The organism is Paraburkholderia fynbosensis (genome assembly GCF_902859935.1).
Classification (GTDB): Bacteria; Pseudomonadota; Gammaproteobacteria; order Burkholderiales; family Burkholderiaceae; genus Paraburkholderia; species Paraburkholderia fynbosensis.
Window position 1 is genome coordinate 129452 of sequence record NZ_CADIKI010000012.1, and the last position, 18816, is coordinate 148267.

General features: G+C 62.3%; 14 protein-coding genes. 1 reads left to right on the top strand and 13 read right to left on the bottom strand.

All coding sequences use genetic code 11. The annotated features are described in order from the left end of the window. Positions 1 to 11: 11 nt before the first annotated feature. The 7 genes from pstA to HV770_RS20745 all read right to left on the bottom strand — a co-directional run bounded on the left by pstA (position 12) and on the right by HV770_RS20745 (position 8562). Positions 12 to 908, bottom strand: a complete 897-nt coding sequence (gene pstA, locus HV770_RS20715) for a phosphate ABC transporter permease PstA (protein ID WP_175162540.1) — start codon at positions 906 to 908, stop codon at positions 12 to 14. After that, positions 905 to 1903 carry a phosphate ABC transporter permease PstC gene (gene pstC / locus HV770_RS20720; protein ID WP_175162542.1) on the bottom strand — a complete coding sequence of 333 codons (999 nt, stop codon included), beginning with the start codon at positions 1901 to 1903 and terminating at the stop codon, positions 905 to 907. Before pstC ends, pstA begins: the two co-directional genes overlap by 4 nt. A gap of 159 nt (positions 1904 to 2062) precedes the next feature. Further along, the gene (gene pstS, locus HV770_RS20725) at positions 2063 to 3094 is read right to left on the bottom strand and encodes a phosphate ABC transporter substrate-binding protein PstS (RefSeq protein ID WP_175162544.1); all 1032 of its coding nucleotides are present in this window, start codon (positions 3092 to 3094) and stop codon (positions 2063 to 2065) included. Positions 3095 to 3452: 358 nt separating this feature from the next. Beyond that, a complete protein-coding gene (gene glmM / locus HV770_RS20730) occupies positions 3453 to 4811 on the bottom strand; it encodes a phosphoglucosamine mutase (protein ID WP_175162546.1) in 1359 nt (452 codons plus the stop codon). Between the two features lie 28 nt (positions 4812 to 4839). After that, positions 4840 to 5739: a dihydropteroate synthase gene (gene folP / locus HV770_RS20735; RefSeq protein ID WP_175162548.1), complete on the bottom strand. Its 900-nt coding sequence runs from the start codon at positions 5737 to 5739 to the stop codon at positions 4840 to 4842. Positions 5740 to 5822: 83 nt separating this feature from the next. Further along, positions 5823 to 7712 carry an ATP-dependent zinc metalloprotease FtsH gene (gene ftsH / locus HV770_RS20740; protein WP_168662533.1) on the bottom strand — a complete coding sequence of 630 codons (1890 nt, stop codon included), beginning with the start codon at positions 7710 to 7712 and terminating at the stop codon, positions 5823 to 5825. Between the two features lie 187 nt (positions 7713 to 7899). Next, the gene (locus HV770_RS20745) at positions 7900 to 8562 is read right to left on the bottom strand and encodes an RlmE family RNA methyltransferase (RefSeq protein ID WP_121315280.1); all 663 of its coding nucleotides are present in this window, start codon (positions 8560 to 8562) and stop codon (positions 7900 to 7902) included. Positions 8563 to 8751: 189 nt separating this feature from the next. Here HV770_RS20745 and HV770_RS20750 point away from each other — a divergent pair, with 189 nt between their 5' ends. Beyond that, on the top strand, positions 8752 to 9279 hold the full coding sequence (locus HV770_RS20750) for a YhbY family RNA-binding protein (RefSeq protein WP_175162550.1): 528 nt from the start codon (positions 8752 to 8754) through the stop codon (positions 9277 to 9279). A 145-nt stretch (positions 9280 to 9424) separates the two neighbouring features. Here the strand turns inward: HV770_RS20750 and HV770_RS20755 are convergent, their stop codons facing one another. The 6 genes from HV770_RS20755 to HV770_RS20780 form a co-directional block, all read right to left on the bottom strand. Beyond that, positions 9425 to 9934 carry a DUF4149 domain-containing protein gene (locus HV770_RS20755; RefSeq protein ID WP_175162552.1) on the bottom strand — a complete coding sequence of 170 codons (510 nt, stop codon included), beginning with the start codon at positions 9932 to 9934 and terminating at the stop codon, positions 9425 to 9427. Positions 9935 to 9954: 20 nt separating this feature from the next. Beyond that, positions 9955 to 10431, bottom strand: coding sequence for a transcription elongation factor GreA (gene greA, locus HV770_RS20760; protein WP_121315283.1), 477 nt, complete (start codon positions 10429 to 10431; stop codon positions 9955 to 9957). A 155-nt stretch (positions 10432 to 10586) separates the two neighbouring features. Further along, positions 10587 to 13841, bottom strand: coding sequence for a carbamoyl-phosphate synthase large subunit (gene carB / locus HV770_RS20765; RefSeq protein ID WP_175162554.1), 3255 nt, complete (start codon positions 13839 to 13841; stop codon positions 10587 to 10589). Positions 13842 to 14024: 183 nt separating this feature from the next. Beyond that, positions 14025 to 15179, bottom strand: a complete 1155-nt coding sequence (carA, locus tag HV770_RS20770; RefSeq protein WP_175162556.1) for a glutamine-hydrolyzing carbamoyl-phosphate synthase small subunit — start codon at positions 15177 to 15179, stop codon at positions 14025 to 14027. 454 nt (positions 15180 to 15633) lie between these two features. Beyond that, positions 15634 to 16875, bottom strand: coding sequence for an MFS transporter (locus HV770_RS20775; RefSeq protein WP_175162558.1), 1242 nt, complete (start codon positions 16873 to 16875; stop codon positions 15634 to 15636). 201 nt (positions 16876 to 17076) lie between these two features. Further along, complete coding sequence (locus HV770_RS20780; protein WP_175162560.1) at positions 17077 to 18765, bottom strand: transglycosylase SLT domain-containing protein; 1689 nt, start codon at positions 18763 to 18765, stop codon at positions 17077 to 17079. Positions 18766 to 18816 lie beyond the last annotated feature (51 nt).

Genomic DNA, 18816 nt, shown 5'->3' on the forward strand with positions numbered 1-18816 from the left:
ACACTCCGCCCTTACTTATTCGAGAAGATCGTGCGCGCGAGGATGTTCAGTCCCAGCACCGCGAGCGTGATCAGGAAGACGCCGGCCCACGCGAGCGATTGCCATTGCGCGAACGGGCTCATCGCAAACTTGTAGATCGTGACCGGCAGATTCGCGACCGGCTGGCCCATGTCCAACGAGAAGAACTGATTCGACAGCGCCGTGAACAGCAGCGGCGCAGTTTCGCCCGCAATACGGGCAACCCCGAGCAGCACGCCCGTGACGATGCCCGCAATCGACGCTTTCAGCGTGATCGACAGCACCATCTTCCACTTCGGCGTACCGAGTGCGAAGGCCGCTTCACGCAGCGCGTTCGGCACCAGTTTCAGCATGTTTTCGGTCGTGCGGATCACGATCGGAATCTGCAGCAGCGCGAGCGCGAACACGCCCGCCCAGCCGCTGAAGTGGCCCAACTTCGCCACCACCAGCGCATACACGAACAGACCGATCACGATCGACGGCGCGGACAACAGAATGTCGTTGATGAAGCGCGTCACGTTGGCAAGCCAGCCCTTCTGACCGTATTCGGCGAGATACACGCCCGCCAGAATGCCGATCGGCGTACCGACGAAAGTGGCGAGACCGACCAGCAGCACGCTGCCGACGATCGCATTGGCGAGACCGCCGCCGTCGGTGTTCGGCGGCGGCGTCGATTGCGTGAACAACTCGATCGACAAGCCGCCGATGCCCAGGCGCAGCGTCGTATAGAGAATCCACACGAGCCACAACAGACCGAATGCCATCGCCGCGAGCGACATGGTCAGCGCGAGTGCGTTCTTCATGCGGCGGCGTCCTTGCAGACGCACGCGCATCGCTTCGAGCGCAGCCGCGTCGTTCGAACCCGGCATATTCAAGGTGGACTGGCTCATTTGGCGCCCTCCCCTTTTTCGAGGCGAAGCAGCATGATCTTCGAAATCGACAGCACGACGAACGTAATCACGAACAGGATCAGGCCGAGCTCCATGAGCGCCGACGTGTGCAGGCCGGGATCCGCTTCCGCGAATTCATTGGCGAGCGCCGACGTAATGCTGTTGCCCGGCGAAAACAGCGAGATATTGTCGAGCAGATTGGTATTGCCGATCACGAACGTGACCGCCATCGTCTCGCCGAGCGCGCGGCCGAGGCCCAGCATGACGCCGCCGATCACGCCGCTCTTGGTGAAGGGCAGCACGATCTTCCACATGACTTCCCAGGTCGTGCAGCCGATGCCGTATGCCGATTCCTTCAGCAGCACCGGCGTGACTTCGAACACGTCGCGCATCACCGATGCGATGTACGGGATGATCATGATCGCGAGAATCACGCCCGCGCACAGGATGCCGATGCCGATCGGCGGCCCGCGAAACAGCGCGCCGACGAACGGAATGCCGCCGAGCACCGCGCCGAGCGGCTTCTGGAACCACGTCGCGAAAATCGGCGCGAACACCAGCAGACCCCACATGCCGTACACGATCGACGGGATCGCGGCGAGCAGTTCAATGGCGATGCCGAGCGGGCGGCGCAGCCACGCGGGCGCGAGTTCGGTCAGGAAAAGCGCGATGCCGAAGCTCACCGGCACCGCGATGATGAGCGCAATGATCGACGTGGCGATCGTGCCGTAGATCGGCACCAACGCGCCGAACTGCTTGCTGGGTGGATCCCATTCGGCGGTCCACAGGAAGCTCAAGCCGAACTCCCTGATCGACGGCATGGAAGCGATGATCAGTGAAACGATGATGCCGCCGAGCAGCAGCAGTGTGATGATGGCGGCGAGGCGCGCCAGGCCGCCGAAGATCACGTCGCCGGCGCGGCTGGGCGCCTTCTGCGACGTGCTGCCGGGCGGGGTGGCCCTGCTTGCGCCAGACGCTAAATGGATATCGGACATGAGAGCCTGATGGACCTGTTTCCAGTTGCCGTATGACACGTGTCGTGCGGCCGGTAAAGCTCGGGTGAATGCCGGGATGAGGCCCCGGGGTAATGCCATTGGCCGTCCCCACATGGGGACGGCCAACGTGTTACGCGATGCTGTTGCCTACCGCAAAGCTTACTCGGCGATCGCCTTGCCTGCCGAATCCTTCACCTTCGCCTTCCACTGCGTGCGGATTTCCGACACGACCGAATCCGGCAGCGAGATGTAGTCCAGATCGTTCGCGGCTTGCGTGCCGTTCTTGAACGCCCAGTCGAAGAATTTCAGCGTTTCGGTGCCTTGCGCCGGCTTGTCCTGCGCCGTGTGCAGCAGTACAAACGTCGCGCCGACGATCGGCCATGCGTTCTTGCCCGGCTCGTTCGTCAGGATCTGGTAGAAAGACTTCGACCAGTCCGCGCCCGCTGCCGCTGCCTTGAAAGTATCCGTCTTCGGCTCGACCACCGTGCCCGACGAGTTCTTCAGCGCGACGTACGTCATGTGGTTCTGCTTCGCGTACGCCCATTCCACGTAGCCGATTGCGCCCGGCAAACGCTGCACGAAGGCTGCGACGCCGTCGTTGCCCTTGCCGCCCGTACCGGTCGGCCAGTTGACCGTCGAACCTTCACCGACCTTCGACTTCCAGTCCGCGTTGACCTTCGACAGATAGTTCGTCCAGATGAAGCTGGTGCCCGAACCGTCGGCGCGGCGGACCACGGCGATGTCGGTATCCGGCAGCTTGAGCTTCGGGTTCAGCGCAACGATCTCCGGATCGTTCCACTTCTTGATCTTGCCCAGGTAGATGTCGCCGAGCACTTCACCCGACAGCACCAGTTCCGACGGCTTCACGCCCGGCACATTGACGACCGGCACCACGCCGCCGACCACCGTCGGGAACTGGAACAGGCCATCCTTGGCCAGTTCGTCGTCCTTGAGCGGAGCGTCCGAACCGGCGAAGTCGACCGTCTTCGCGACGATCTGCTTCACGCCGCCCGACGAACCGATACCCTGGTAGTTCACTTTGCCGCCGCCCGACTTCTGATAGGCGTCGGCCCACTTCGTGTAGATCGGTGCTGCGAAGGTGCTGCCCGCGCCGGTGATGTCTGCGGCTTGCGCTGCGATCGCGAAAAGCGCGCCAGCGACGCCAGCGAACACGGTTTGCATCAATTTCATGAGACCTCCAAGGTGTGAGCGGTGTGAGCGAGTAACACGAACACCGCGAAGCTTAGAGTCTCAATATGACAAAAACGTGACTAATCGTGAAGAACGCGTGACAGTGAGATTACTCGAATGAAAGGCTTTGGACGGATGAACCGACGGCTTGGCGGCATTGCCGTGCGTCCTTAGGAAGAGTAGGTGAAAAAGATGGGGCGCGAACGTTTGCGCGGGGTGAGGCGGTAAATGAGATGGAGGGGGTTGGGGAATGAAGGGCTAAGGCTCTTCTCGGTTGGATGCTCGACTGGCCGCGGCTAGCGGCAAGCGACAAGCGACATCCTGTCGCCCCGCCGCTTGCTCGCCAAAAAAACGTCGCTTACGTGGTGGCCTGCTTGACCGCGTCGGCGATCGCTTCCGAATGAAGCACCGCGTCGTCGACATTCTCGGCCTCGACCATCACGCGCAACACCGGCTCGGTGCCAGACGCGCGGATCAGCACGCGGCCGCGGCCATTCAGCGCGCTCTCGGCGTGGCCAATCGCGCGACGGATCGCGTCACTGCCCTTCCAGTCCGCGTCCGGCTTCATGCGCACATTGATCAGCTTCTGCGGGAACAGCGTGACGCCATCGAGCAGATCTGCGAGCGATTTCCCGCTACGCTGCATCGCCGCGAGCACCAGCAACGCGGAAACGATGCCGTCGCCGGTCGAATGGCGGTCGAGGGAGAGGATATGGCCTGAGCCTTCCGCGCCGAGTTGCCAGCCGTGCTCGCGCAGTTGCTCGAGCACGTAGCGATCGCCCACCGCCGCGCGGACGAACTTTACACCCGCCTCCTGCAGCGCCACCTCGACGGCCATATTGGTCATCAGGGTGCCCACTGCGCCGTCCACGTTGCCGTCGGTCGCGATGCGGTCCTTGACCAGTACGTACAGCAGCTCGTCGCCGTTATAAAGGCGGCCGGCGGCGTCCACTACCTGCAGACGGTCCGCGTCGCCGTCGAGTGCAATGCCGAGGTCCGCGTGATTCGCGCGCACCGCGCGCACCAGCGCATCCGGCGCCGTCGCGCCGACGCCGTCGTTGATGTTGAAGCCGTTGGGCGAAACACCGATGGGAATCACCTCGGCACCGAGTTCATGGAAGACGTGCGGCGCGACGTCGTACGCGGCGCCGTGCGCGCAATCGACGACCAGCTTCATGCCGCGCAGGTCGAACGCGGCCGGAAACGTACTCTTGCAGAACTCGATGTAGCGGCCGGCCGCGTCGTCGAGGCGCCGCGCCTTGCCGAGCTGCTCGGAGGCCGCGCAGGCGAGCGGCAGATTGAGCTGCTCTTCGATCTGCGCCTCGACTTCGTCCGGCAGCTTGTTGCCGTCGGCCGAAAAGAATTTGATGCCGTTGTCGTAGTACGGATTGTGCGAAGCGCTGATAACCACGCCCGCGGCAAGCCGCAGCGCGCGCGTCAAATAGGCGATGCCGGGTGTCGGCATCGGGCCCGCCAGCATCACGTCGACGCCGGCCGCCGAAAAGCCCGACTCGAGCGCGGCTTCGAGCATGTAGCCCGAGACGCGCGTGTCTTTGCCGATCAGCACAGTTGGCCGAGTGCTCGATCTGGCCCGGCGATCCGCTCCCGCCAGCACCTTGCCGGCTGCATAGCCCAGCCGCAGCACAAATTCCGGCGTAATGGGCCCTTCGCCGACCTTGCCTCGAATCCCGTCCGTTCCGAAGTAACGACGCGCCATATTATTTCTCCCTCGTTTTGCTGTGGGTTCAACCACGCGCACGGCCGTGATTCGCCGCATCGCGCATGGCTGCCCATACTTTCAATGCGTCTGCTGTTTGCGCAACATCATGCACGCGCAGAATCGCAGCACCCCGTTCGGCCGCGCACACGGCAGCAGCAACACTACCAGCGATACGCTCGGTAGCCGCGCGCCCGACCACTGCGCCGATCATCGACTTGCGTGACATGCCCGCAAGAATCGGATAAGGCGGCACGGCCTGCGGCGCGGTGTCCGGCAAATGCGCGAGCAACGCGTAGTTATGTTCGATCACCGCCTTGCCGAAGCCGAAACCCGGGTCGACGCTGATGCGCGCACGCGCGACCCCCGCTTGCTGCAACGTCGCCACCCGCTCCTCGAGGAAACGCCGAACCTCGCTCACGACATCCTCGTAGGCGGGCTCGCCGAGCTGCATGGTCTGCGGCTCACCGAGCATATGCATCACACATAACCCACATGCACTATCGCGAACCGCGTCGATCGCACCGGCCATCCGGAAACCCCAGATGTCGTTGATCAGATCGGCGCCCGCGCTCAATGCCTCGCGCATCACTTCCGGTTTGTACGTATCGATCGACAACGGCACGTTGGCCCCCCGCAATTGCTCGATGAGCGGAATCACGCGCTCTAGCTCTTCATCGAGCGGCACTGGCGGCGCACCGGGGCGGGTCGATTCGCCACCGATGTCGATGATGTCCGCGCCCTCGAGCATCATGCGTTCGGCCTGACGCAACGCGTCGCCGCGCATCGCGTACTGGCCACCGTCGGAGAAGGAATCGGGCGTGACGTTCAGAATACCCATGACCAACGGGCGTTCAAAGGTCAGCTTGAAGCGGCCGCATTGCAGCGGCTCTGGAATGGGAGGAGAAGATAGATCGGCTTTCGACACGTAGCAATGCTTCACGTAAAACGGATAAATGCAAAACGGGCCGGTGTGAAACACACCGGCCCGCACTTTCGACTGATCGCCTATCAGGCCGGCGCGGTTGCGCTACCCGGCTTGACCTCGGTGCCCGGGCTACCGCCCGACGAGGCGTCGCTTGCCGACGGGGGCGAACTCTTCGGCGAACGCGGCGGACGTCCGGCCATGATGTCGTTAATCTGATCGGCGTCGATCGTCTCCCACTCCATCAGTGCGGCGGTCATCGCTTCTACCTTGTCGCGATTTTCATCCAGCAGGCGCTTCGCGAGGTTGTACTGCTCGTCCAACACGCGGCGGATTTCCGCATCGACCTTCTGCTGCGTCGCTTCCGAAATGGTCCGCGTGAAACCGCGGCCAAACGGCGTTGCATCGTTTTCGTCGTCGACGTAGACCATCGGTCCGAGCGCATCCGTCATGCCAAAGCGAGCCACCATGGCGCGAGCCGTCTGCGTCGCCTTGTTGAAGTCGTCCGAAGCACCGGTGCTGATGAGGTTCAGGAACAACTCTTCCGCCACCCGGCCACCGAACAGGATCGCAAGACGATCGAGCAGATAATCTTTTGAGTACGTTTCGTTGTCATGCTCCGGCAGCTGCCACGTCACACCCAGCGCACGGCCGCGCGGAATGATCGTGACCTTGTGCACCGGATCGGCCTTCGGCAACAGCTTGGCGATCACCGCATGACCCGACTCGTGGTAAGCCGTCGCGCGCTTCGACTCTTCGCGAATCACGGCAGACTTGCGCTCCGGACCCATGAAGATCTTGTCCTTGGCGTCTTCGAAGTCCGTCATTTCGACGATACGCTTGCCGCGACGAGCCGCGAACAGTGCCGCTTCGTTCACGAGGTTCGCCAGATCGGCGCCCGAGAAGCCCGGCGTGCCGCGCGCAATCACTGCCGCGTCGACGTCGTTCGAAATCGGCACCTTGCGCAGATGCACCTTCATGATGTGTTCGCGGCCGCGGATATCCGGCAGACCGACATACACCTGACGGTCGAAACGGCCCGGACGCAACAGCGCCTTGTCGAGCACGTCCGAGCGGTTCGTTGCAGCGATCACGATCACGCCCGAGTTCGCCTCGAAGCCGTCCATCTCGACGAGCATCTGATTCAAGGTCTGCTCGCGTTCGTCGTTACCGCCGCCCATGCCGGCGCCACGATGACGACCGACCGCGTCGATTTCGTCGATGAACACGATGCATGGTGCGTGCTTCTTGGCCTGCTCGAACATGTCGCGCACACGAGCCGCGCCGACACCGACGAACATTTCAACGAAGTCCGAACCCGAAATGCTGAAGAACGGCACCTTCGCCTCGCCAGCGATAGCACGTGCCAACAGCGTCTTACCCGTTCCCGGAGGGCCGACCAGCAGCACACCACGTGGAATGCGCCCGCCCAGCTTCTGAAATTTCTGCGGGTCGCGCAGGAAGTCGACCAGTTCGGAGACTTCTTCCTTCGCTTCGTCGCAACCGGCGACGTCGGTGAAATTAATTGCGTTGTTGTTCTCGTCGATCAGCCGCGCACGGGATTTGCCGAACGAGAATGCTCCGCCTTTCCCGCCCCCTTGCATCTGTCGCATCATATAGAACCAGAAACCGATGATCAGGATCGTCGGCCCGAGGTAATACAGCGCGGACACCAGCGCATTGGGTTCGTCGTCAGCCTTGCCGCTCACCTGAACGCCATACTTCATCAGATCGCCGACCATCCAGATGTCGCCGGGCGACACGATCTGGTACTTCTGGCCGTCTGCTGGAGTGACCGTGAGGTTCCGCCCCTGGACAATGACGTTCTTGACTTTGCCGGCCTTCGCGTCGTCCATGAACTGCGAATAGGAAACGCCTTCCTGGACACGGGGCTTGTCGAACTGCTTGAACACCGTAAACAGCACCAGTGCGATAACCAGCCACACTGCTGCCTTCGAAAACATATTGTTGTTCAAAGCACCACTCCTTCACTTAGACGGGCGCCTACATTTGCCTTGCGGCACCACGAAAGCATTCTAATCCAGTCCGCAGACCCCTGCCATAAGGTTTCGCTACCACAGAAATAGCGCAGCGTGCCAATCAAGCGCCAATTCGAGCGCTGGAGGCATTTTATCGGCAGATGCGGAACCGTCCTGCAGCGCCCTATGCGGGCCGCTTGAGATGCTTACCCAAAATAAACGTTTCTGACGATTTATCCCGCGACGCTTTCGGCTTGCGGGCCGCCACCACCTTGAACTGGCGCTTGAACTTTTCGACAATCTGGCTATAACCGCTGCCGTGGAAGCATTTGACTAAAAGGGCGCCATCCGGTTTCAGGTGATTTTGTGAGAATTCCAGCGCGAGATCGCATAAATGCTCGATTCGCGCAGCATCCGCCACTGCCACTCCCGACAGGTTGGGCGCCATATCCGAAATTACAAGGTCAACTTGGCGTTCGCCGACCAATTCTTCCAGTTGGCCCAGTACCGAGTCTTCACGGAAGTCGCCCTGGATGAAGTGAACGTCGGCCACAGGCTCCATCGGCAACAAATCGAGCGCGATGATCGTGCCGTCGATACCGCCTTCGCGCTCCGCATCGCGCTGCGAGCCTTTGGCGAGCTTGTTGCGCGCGTACTGGCTCCAGCTGCCGGGCGTGGAGCCGAGGTCGACGATTACCTGCCCCGGACGGATCAGCTTGTCCTGCTCGTCGATTTCCTTGAGCTTGTAGGCTGCGCGGGCGCGATAGCCCTCCCGCTGCGCCATTTTCACGTACGGATCGTTGATGTGGTCATGCAGCCACGCGGTATTGAACTTGTTTTTTGCCATTAAAGATTGAACTCTTGCTGCGTGGTGACGCGCTTTAGGGGATAATACGCGGTTAATTCGCGCGGCGACCGCCAAACCGGCGGCATCCGCGATTCTGTTGTTCTGACGCGCCGCCCTGTTGAATCGACCGATCGAGCAAGTCGATCGGGAACGCAGGTGCCGCCATTTTAGTCGAGTCTCCCACTTTCCATGCCCGCCCTCAAAGTCTCTTCCGACCAACGCGCCGAGTTGCGCTCCCAGGCACATGCGCTCAAACCGGTCGTGCTCGTCGGCGCCGAAGGCTTGACCGACGCTGTGCTCTCCGAGATCAAGGTGCACCTTGACGCTCATCAGCTCATCAAAATCCGCGTGTTCGGCGACGAGCGCGAGGAACGCATCGCGATCTATGAAGAAATTTGCGACAAGCTGAACGCTGCGCCGATCCAGCACATCGGCAAACTGTTGGTGATCTGGAAGCCGGAATCGGCTCAACCAGCGGTGAAGCCGAAGCGCGGTGCCCTGCCGAGCGCCCGCGAAGCGGCCGTCGAGGCCAAGCCTGGCAAGGGTCGCGCGCCACGCGTTGTCACGGTCGTCAAACCCAGTGAAATTCCGATGCGCAAGCCGAAGGCAAAAGCTGTCGTGGTGCGCGGCAATGAACGCGTCACGCAAGGCGGCAACATCAAGCGTGCCAAGAAGCGTCAGACCAGCGCGAAGCGCTCGCATCAATCCTCGAAGTAAGCAGGTGGCAAAGAGGTGCGGGAAGGTCCGCACCTTGAGCAACGCTGGTCCGAAACGCGGCGGGATGCCCGCGCACGAGGCTTCGGCAAAGTCCTAGATCGGAAAGAGCGACTAGCAAGCGTAAGCAGTACCTGCCTAACCAGCCTCAGCCCGCCACTTTCCCCGCAGCATCACGAGCGCCCTGCTCCGTCGTCGCCGCACCGGTGCTGGCCGGTAGCTTCCACACGAGCGCCACGCCAAGCAGGCTTTCGATCAGATAGAACACGCTCGACACGCCGTGCAGAATGCCGAAGCGCGCTGCATAAACCGAATGCCCGACGTCGGTGCCCGCTTCGAGCGCGGCCTCGCGCATCGCATTCATGAACGGCTGCAGCGCGAAGTAACCCAGCAGCACGCACACCAGCATGCCGGCGATCAGCCAGCGCAACCGCCGATAAGCCTCGCTGCCGCGGCGAACGAGCACATTCGCGAGACCCAGCAGCAAAATACCGCACACCACACCCACGAAGCCCTGAATACGGAATAGTTGTGCCGCCACCGCGCCTGCCGAAATCCGGTCGAGCGACGTGAACAGCACTGGCGCGACGGCATAGCCGATAGTCAGCAGACTACCGAGCCACACCACCGTCAGAAGACGGAAAAACCGATGTGGCATCTGGGACTCCCGGGCCACCCTCAAACGTAGCTGACCGCGATGATTTCGTATTCGCGCACGCCGCCCGGCGCCTGCACCGACGCAACGTCGCCCTCCGATTTGCCGATCAAGGCGCGCGCGATCGGCGAGCTGATCGAAATCAGGCCGTGGTCGATGTCCGCTTCGTCGTCGCCGACGATCTGATATTTGACCGACGCACCCGACTCCAGGTCTTCCAGTTCCAGCGTCGCACCGAACACCACACGGCCGTCCGCGTCCACCTTCGACGGATCGATCACCTGCGCGCCGGCCAGCTTCGATTCGATCTCGGCAATCCGGCCTTCGATAAAGCCCTGTTTTTCCTTCGCAGCGTCATATTCCGCGTTTTCCGACAGATCGCCCTGGGCACGCGCTTCCGCGATCGAGTTGATCACTGCCGGACGTTCGACCGATTTCAGCCGCTGCAATTCGTCGCGCAACATGTCCGCGCCGCGCTTAGTCAATGGAATAGTGCTCATAAACAACTCTAGAGGCAAAAAACAGCCGTAAAAAAAATCACCGCGGTTAAGTGCATTCCGCAGGGACCAGTGCCATGGAGCATAAATCCGGCCCCAGCACCTGCGGAACGCCGCTTAACCGCGGCACGTACATCCTGAGACAGAAACTCGAAGCCTTAGTTTAGGCGAGCGTGGAGTCCTTGTAAATCATAGACTTCCAGGTTCTTCAGATAGCGCAAACCTTCCACCGCAGCCCGTGCGCCGGACATCGTCGTGTAGTACGTGACCTTGTTCGCCTGCGCGCTCATGCGAATCGAACGCGAATCGGCGATCGCGGCGCGCGTTTCGTCGACGGTCGTGAAGACCAGCGCGATTTCGCCGTTCTTGATCATGTCGACAATGTGCGGACGGCCGTCCTTCACCTTGTTGACGACCTTTACCGGCACGCCGGCCGCTTCGATCGCGGCAGCCGTACCCTTGGTCGCGACGATCGGATAACCGAGTTCGTGCAGCATACGCGCGACTTCGACGGCCTTCGGCTTGTCGGCGTCCATCACGGTCAACAGCACCGTGCCCGATTCCGGCAAACGCGAACCCGCCGCGAGCTGCGACTTGAAGAGCGCCTCGCCGAACGTCTGGCCCACGCCCATCACTTCACCGGTCGAACGCATTTCCGGTCCGAGCACCGGGTCGACGGCCGGGAACTTGACGAAGGGAAACACAGCTTCCTTCACGCTGAAGTACGGCGGGTCGATTTCCTTCGTCACGCCTTGATCGGCGAGCTTCTGGCCGACCATCGCGCGCGCCGCGATCTTCGCGAGCGGCAGGCTGGTCGCCTTCGACACGTACGGCACCGTGCGCGACGCACGCGGGTTCACTTCGAGCACGTAGATGACGTCTTCCTTCGAGCCGTCCGCCTGCGGGACTTGCTGGATCGCGAACTGCACGTTCATCAGCCCGACCACGTTCAGCGCCTTCGCCATCGCGCCGGTCTGGCGCTTCAGTTCAGCGACGGTTTCCTGCGACAGCGAATACGGCGGCAGCGAGCAAGCCGAGTCGCCCGAGTGCACGCCCGCCTGTTCGATGTGCTCCATCACGCCGCCGATGAACACCGCTTCGCCATCCGAGATGCAATCCACGTCGCATTCGATCGCGTCGTTCAGGAAGCGATCGAGCAGCACCGGCGAATCGTTCGACACCTTCACGGCCTCGCGCATATAGCGCTCGAGATCGCGCGGCTCGTGGACGATTTCCATCGCGCGGCCACCCAGCACATACGACGGACGCACCACCAGCGGATAGCCGATTTGGTCGGCGAGCTTGAGCGCTTCGTCTTCTGCGCGCGCGGTGCGGTTCGGCGGCTGACGCAGGCCGAGGTCCTGCAGCAGCTTCTGGAAACGCTCGCGGTCTTCGGCCGCGTCGATCATGTCCGGCGACGTACCGACGATCGGCACACCGTTCGCTTCGAGATCGAGCGCGAGCTTCAGCGGCGTCTGCCCGCCGTATTGCACGATCACGCCGACGGGCTTTTCCTTGTCGACGATTTCGAGCACGTCTTCGAGTGTCAGCGATTCGAAGTACAGACGATCCGACGTGTCGTAGTCGGTCGAAACGGTTTCAGGGTTGCAGTTGACCATGATCGTTTCGTAGCCGTCCTCGCGCATCGCGAGCGCAGCGTGCACGCAGCAGTAGTCGAATTCGATGCCCTGGCCGATCCGGTTCGGGCCGCCGCCCAACACCATGATCTTCTTGTTGTTGGTCGGATTCGCTTCGCACTCTTCCTCGTACGTGGAGTACATGTACGCGGTTTTCGTCGCGAATTCGGCCGCGCAGGTGTCGACACGCTTGTACACCGGGCGCACGTTCAGCTCGATACGGCGCTGACGCACGTCCGCCGGCTTCGCGCCGAGCAGTTTGGCCAGACGGCGATCCGAGAAGCCGCTCTGCTTCAGATACTTCAGTTCTTCCTTCGAGAGGCTCGCGAGCGTGCGACCGGCCAGCGCCTTTTCCTTCAGGACGATCTGTTCGATCTGCGCGAGGAACCACGGGTCGATCGCGGTTTCCTCGAAAATCTCCGCGGCCGTCATGCCGACGCGGAACGCGTCGCCGACATACCAGATGCGGTCCGGACCGGCTTCGCCGATCTCGCGGATGATCTCGTCGCGGTTATCGGTCTTTTCGTCCAGACCGTCGACGCCGACTTCAAGACCGCGCAGCGCCTTCTGGAACGACTCCTGGAAGGTGCGTCCGATCGCCATCACTTCGCCGACCGACTTCATCTGCGTGGTCAGGCGCGAATCGGCTTCGCGGAATTTCTCGAATGCGAAACGCGGAATCTTTGTGACGACGTAGTCGATCGTCGGCTCGAAGGAGGCTGGGGTCTGGCCGCCGGTGATTTCGTTCTTCAGTTCGTCGAGCGTATAGCCTACTGCCAGCTTGGCCGCGACCTTGGCGATCGGGAAGCCGGTCGCTTTCGATGCCAGCGCCGAGGAGCGCGACACACGCGGGTTCATTTCGATCACGATCATCCGGCCGTCTTTCGGATTGATCGAGAACTGCACGTTCGAGCCGCCCGTATCGACGCCGATCTCGCGCAGCACGGCGAGCGAGGCGTTACGCAGGATCTGATATTCCTTGTCGGTCAGCGTTTGCGCCGGCGCGACGGTGATCGAGTCGCCGGTGTGGATGCCCATCGGGTCCAGGTTTTCGATCGAGCAGACGATGATGCAGTTGTCCTTGGTGTCGCGGACCACTTCCATCTCATACTCTTTCCAGCCGAGCAGCGATTCTTCGATCAGCAGCTCGCGGGTCGGCGACAGGTCGAGACCACGCTTGCAGATCTCTTCGAATTCGTCGCGGTTGTACGCGATGCCGCCGCCCGAGCCGCCCAGCGTGAACGACGGTCGGATCACGACCGGATAGCCGCCGCTGCCGGTTTGCGCAGCGATATCAGCCTGCACCTGCAGCGCTTCTTCCATCGAATGCGCGGTGCCCGACTTGGCCGAACCGAGACCGATCTTGGTCATCGCGTCCTTGAACTTCTGGCGGTCTTCTGCCTTGTCGATAGCTTCCGGCGATGCGCCGATCAGCTCGACCTTGTACTTCTCCAGCACGCCGTGCGCGTGCAGATCGAGCGCGCAGTTCAGCGCCGTCTGGCCGCCCATCGTCGGCAGGATCGCATCCGGGCGCTCCTTCGCGATGATGCGCTCGACCACTTCCCACGTGATCGGCTCGATGTAGGTCACGTCGGCCGTGTTCGGGTCGGTCATGATCGTCGCCGGATTGCTGTTGACGAGAATGACCTTGTAGCCTTCCTCACGCAGCGCCTTGCATGCCTGCGCGCCCGAGTAATCGAACTCGCACGCCTGGCCGATGATGATCGGACCTGCGCCGATGATGAGGATGCTCTTGATGTCTGTCCGCTTGGGCATAACGCTCTCGCTAATGTATTCCTGAATTCTTTCCGTCGGCGCGCGGCGCTGTTACGTTGCGCGCGCTCTGCTTTGCTCTGTTCTTTGCGGCTCGCTGCCTATACGCGCGTATGCGCGCGAGGCGCCTCGCGAGCCACGCTACCGCTGAAGCGGGCTCGCGGCGCGAGGCCGCTGCGCTGCGTCTTATGCCGCTGCGCTGTTGTTGCCCTTCTGTGCGTCCATCAACGCGGTGAAGCGGTCGAACAGATAAGCGATGTCGTGCGGACCGGGCGATGCTTCCGGGTGACCCTGGAAGCAGAACGCCGGCTTGTCGGTCAGCGCGAAGCCTTGCAGCGTGCCGTCGAACAGCGACACGTGCGTGGCGCGCGCGTTGGCCGGCAGCGTGTCGGCGTCGACCGCGAAACCATGGTTCTGCGACGTGATGACCACGCGGCCGTCGTCCAGATCCTTCACCGGATGGTTCGCGCCGTGGTGGCCGGTCTTCATCTTCATGGTCTTTGCGCCGACCGCGAGGCCCATGATCTGATGACCGAGGCAGATGCCGAAAGTCGGAATGCCGCGCTCGATCAGTTCTTTCGTAGCCGCGATCGCGTAGTCGCACGGCTGCGGATCGCCGGGACCGTTCGACAGGAACACGCCGTCCGGGTTGAGCGCCAGCGCGTCGGCCGCGCTCGCCTGCGCCGGCAGCACAGTGACGTGGCAGCCGCGTTCGGCCAGCATGCGCAGGATGTTGTACTTGACGCCGTAGTCGAACGCCACCACGCGGTACTTCGGCGCATTCTGCTTGCCGTAGCCGGTGCCCAGACGCCATTCGGTCTGGGTCCACTCGTAGGTTTCCTTTGTCGACACGACCTTCGCGAGGTCCATGCCCGAAAGGCCGGGGAACGAGCGGGCGAGTTCGATGGCCTTGACCTCGTCGTCCGAGCCGGCGAGGATTGCGCCATTCTGCGCGCCCTTGTCGCGCAAAACGCGGGTCAGCATGCGGGTGTCGAGCCCGGCGATGGCGACCACGCCTTCGTCCTGCAGGTATTGCGGGAGCGTGCGCTCCATGCGGAAGTTCGACGCGAGGACCGGCAGATCGCGAATGATCAGGCCGGCGGCATGGACTTTCGTAGCTTCGACGTCTTCGGCGTTCACACCGACATTGCCGATATGCGGATACGTGAGGGTCACGATCTGGCGCGCGTAGCTCGGGTCAGTCAGGATTTCCTGATAGCCGGTGATAGCGGTGTTGAACACGACTTCGCCGATGGTATGCCCGGGGGCGCCGATCGAGTAACCACGAAAGACCGTGCCGTCGGCGAGCGCGAGCAGAGCGGGAGAAAATGACGGCAACACGGGAGACTCCTTGGGGGAACACCCTGTTGCCGACCTGCCTATCCGACTGCGAGCCGCAGCGAAACACATCCACGGGATGCACGCGCAGACTCGCTCGCGACCTGCTGTTGAACGTTGCAAGGGGTGTGCGATGGGTCCAATGCATCCATTGAGTGGACGGATCGGCCAGACACGGGGGCCCTTCTTGCTACGCCAATGGCGCGCGGCGGATGAACGGTATGGGAGAGGTAGGCGCTAGGGTGCGGGTTGATAAGCTCAAACCTTGGAATTATAGCCTGAAAACGCCCTTCCTTCCAAATCCGAGATGGCAGGCCGCCATGGGAAAAGGTTGGGGCAACGCACCCAAAGCCTTGCGGGACAAGGCTGCCCGGCATCAAACAAAAATTTGCGCGATGCGAATTGCGATAGCGCAGTGGAATTTGCGCTCGCCAGGCAAGTTGTTGTACTTCCCGCCTCACGCCTGCTGTTCGGCGCTCACTTCGGACGGCCGAACTGACTTCCGGCCAGGTAACGTGTACCAGATCGCGCTCAGCACCTGCAGCGCCACCAGAATCCCCCACACGGTCATGTGTGCGGCCTGCGGATAGTGCCCGCCGCTCGCCGGCCAATACGACAAAACCGCGCCGACGCCAATCTGGAAGCCGAAAATCAGCAGGAAAATGATCAGCGTCAGCGTGGTGTTCACCCGGCCGATCATCTGCGCCGGGAAATGCCGGGCCATCACCGCGTAGCTCAGAATGCCGGTGCCGCCGAAAATCCCATATGCCGCCCACAACAGACCCGCCGGCAGCGGCGCCTTGAACATGATCAGCAACTGCGTCAGCACATACAGCGCCATGCCGATGCCGCAAAACGCATGCAGCGAGATGCCGCGCCGTTCGAGACTGCGCGCCGCCGCGCCGAAACCGAGGCAGCCGGCCATCATCGCGAAGCCCAGAATCGACACCAGCGCGGCGGCTTGTTGCGGCTCGAAACCCTGCACGTCGCGCAGCCACGCGCCGACCCACAGCGACTGCATCGCATAGAAGACGCCTTGCGTGACGACCGAGAACGACGCGATCTTCCAGAAAGCCCCGCTGCGCAGAATATGCAAGGTGCCCTTGAACTGTGCGCCGAGGCTCGCCTGGTGGTGGGTTTCCTTCTTGTCCGGCGCGAGCGTCCATTGCGCGAGAGCGACCATCACGGTCAGCAGCCCCAGTCCGATACAGACCGCGCGCCAGCTGGCGAAACCCAGTACCCACGTCAGCGGCGAGCCCACCATCACGCCGCCGAAACCGCCGATCGCCATCACCAGCCCATTCATCAGCGGCAGGCGGGCGGTCGCGAAATGGTGCGCCAAGGCCTTGAAGGCCGCGCCAAGACACACAGACACGCCGACTCCGATCAGCAGCCGCCCGGCCATCATCACGCCGACGCTCTGCGCGGCGCCGAACACCCAGATGCCCAATGCGGCGAACAGCAACGTGGCAGCCGTCACCCGGCGCGCGCCGAAGTGATCGAGCAGCACGCCAGCCGGAATCTGCGCGCCCGCGAAGCCGAGGAAATAAAGGCTCGTCAGCAAGCCCAAATCGGTCGCCGACAAGCCGAGGTCGTGCGTAATGAACGGCGCGAAGCCGAGGTTGACGCCGCGAAACACATAGGAGACGAAGTAGCCCGCGGAAAACAGAAGAAAGACGCGCAGTTGGGTCGACGACATAAGCTTCGCTCGGAACGACCGACGTGGCCAAAGCACGAAAGATAAAGGAAATAGGCGAGATTCGCCTTGAATTGCTCGGCAAATTGAAAAACGCCGTCACCACGGGTGACGGCGTTGGAATAAACACGGTGCGTGATCGGAGCGCAATTCATGCGCTACCCCGCAGCCCATGCGGTCACTACCGTGGCAGCCGCTATGGGCCTACTTACCCTTCTTCGCGCTGGCCACGGTCTTCGGGCGGCTCTCTGCCGCGGCCTTCGACGCCTTGCTGGACGTGGAGGCCGACACTTTGGTCGCCTTGACCTTGCCGGCACTGGATGCCGTCGGCTTGCTGAGCTTCCCTGCCGGCTCGGAGACCTTCACGACGTACCGGCCACGACCCTTCTTTTTCTCGTAGCGCGATTCGCCACGGGTGTCTGCGACGCGGGTGCCGATCTTCTCGACGCCGCCGCCCTGAACGTCGGTTGCGATACGCTCCGGACCCGGCTCGCTCGGCATGGCCTTGCCTACCGGCACGTGCAGCACGATCAGCTGACCACGCGACACCTGATCGCGACGCGTACGGTTCCACGCCTTCAACTGACCGACCGACACACCGTAACGCACCGCGATCGCCGCCATCGACTGGTTGCGGCGCACGCGGATCAGCATCTTGCGAGTATCGGGAACGTCGGGCTCCATCGCTAGCACCGCGCTTTCGGCGACGTCGGCGCTGATGTCTTCGTCGTCGTCCGAACCGCGCGGCACGACGATCGTGGAGCCGGGCTTCAGGCGCATGCCGGCCGGAATCTTGTTCACTTCCATCAGCGTGTCGGCGTCGACGCCGATCTTCTGCGCGATCGCCGCAGGCGTCGCGCGGTGGTCTACCGTGTACGTGGTCCACGACGACAGCGAACCGGAATACGCCTTCAGATTGCGCTCGAACGCGCTGGCGTTGTCGAACGGCAGCAGGATCTGCGGCTGCGTTGCACCGAGAATCACCGGCTTTTTGAACGACGGGTTCAGCGAGCGGAATTCATCCGTCGACAGATTCGCGAGCTTCGCGGCCATTTCCACGTCGATATCGTGCGACGTGGTCACCGTGACGAAATACGGGTGATTCGGAATCGACGGGAGCGTGAGTCCGTATACCTGCGGGTTCATCACGATGTTCTTCACCGCCTGCAGCTTCGGCACGTAGTTGCGCGTTTCGTTCGGCATGCGCAGGCTGAGGTAGTCGGTGGGCAGACCCGCCGCCTCGTTGCGCGCGATCGCGCGCTGCACGTTGCCCTCGCCCCAGTTGTACGCGGCGAGCGCGAGCTGCCAGTCGCCGAACATGTCATGCAGACGCGACAGATAGTCGAGCGCGGCGCTGGTCGACGCCAGCACGTCGCGGCGCTCGTCCTGCCACATGTTCTGCTTGAGGTTGTAGGTGCGCCCGGTGCCCGGCATGAACTGCCACATGCCGGCAGCTTTCGCGACCGACAACGCCTGCGGGCTATACGCGGATTCGATGAACGGCAGCAGCGCGAGTTCGGTCGGCATATGCCGCGCTTCGAGCTCTTCGACGATGTGATAGAGGTACTTCTGCGAGCGCTCGGTCATGCGCTGCACGTAATCGGGACGCTGCGCATACCAGTTGGCCTGCATGTCGACGAGGTCGGTCTGCAGGTCCGGCATCTGGAAACCACGGCGAATACGGCTCCACAGATCGGCGTCCGAGCTGGTCAACTGGCTGACCGAACCCTGATCGACGTTGATCGTTTCTTTAGCGGTGGCTGTCTTGCGAAGTGCGTCGGCTACGGCTTGCTGGCTGGCGGGATTGGTTGCGGTGGAACTGCTCGTTGTCGGTCCTTGACTCGCGCAGGCGGCGAGTGTCAGGACCAATAACGCACTGAAGATAAATCGCATGAACGTCTCGGCTTCCACAAGGGCTGGAATTTGCAGCCGATAGTACGAAAC

Excerpts from the sequence above, each read along its gene's own strand:
- pstA (WP_175162540.1), bottom strand. The coding sequence starts at position 908 with ATGAGCCAGTCCACCTTGAATATGCCGGGTTCGAACGACGCGGCTGCG.
- pstC (WP_175162542.1), bottom strand. The coding sequence starts at position 1,903 with ATGTCCGATATCCATTTAGCGTCTGGCGCAAGCAGGGCCACCCCGCCC.
- pstS (WP_175162544.1), bottom strand. The coding sequence starts at position 3,094 with ATGAAATTGATGCAAACCGTGTTCGCTGGCGTCGCTGGCGCGCTTTTC.
- glmM (WP_175162546.1), bottom strand. The coding sequence starts at position 4,811 with ATGGCGCGTCGTTACTTCGGAACGGACGGGATTCGAGGCAAGGTCGGC.
- HV770_RS20745 (WP_121315280.1), bottom strand. The coding sequence starts at position 8,562 with ATGGCAAAAAACAAGTTCAATACCGCGTGGCTGCATGACCACATCAAC.
- HV770_RS20750 (WP_175162550.1), top strand. The coding sequence starts at position 8,752 with ATGCCCGCCCTCAAAGTCTCTTCCGACCAACGCGCCGAGTTGCGCTCC.
- HV770_RS20755 (WP_175162552.1), bottom strand. The coding sequence starts at position 9,934 with ATGCCACATCGGTTTTTCCGTCTTCTGACGGTGGTGTGGCTCGGTAGT.
- greA (WP_121315283.1), bottom strand. The coding sequence starts at position 10,431 with ATGAGCACTATTCCATTGACTAAGCGCGGCGCGGACATGTTGCGCGAC.
- carB (WP_175162554.1), bottom strand. The coding sequence starts at position 13,841 with ATGCCCAAGCGGACAGACATCAAGAGCATCCTCATCATCGGCGCAGGT.
- HV770_RS20775 (WP_175162558.1), bottom strand. The coding sequence starts at position 16,875 with ATGTCGTCGACCCAACTGCGCGTCTTTCTTCTGTTTTCCGCGGGCTAC.
- HV770_RS20780 (WP_175162560.1), bottom strand. The coding sequence starts at position 18,765 with ATGCGATTTATCTTCAGTGCGTTATTGGTCCTGACACTCGCCGCCTGC.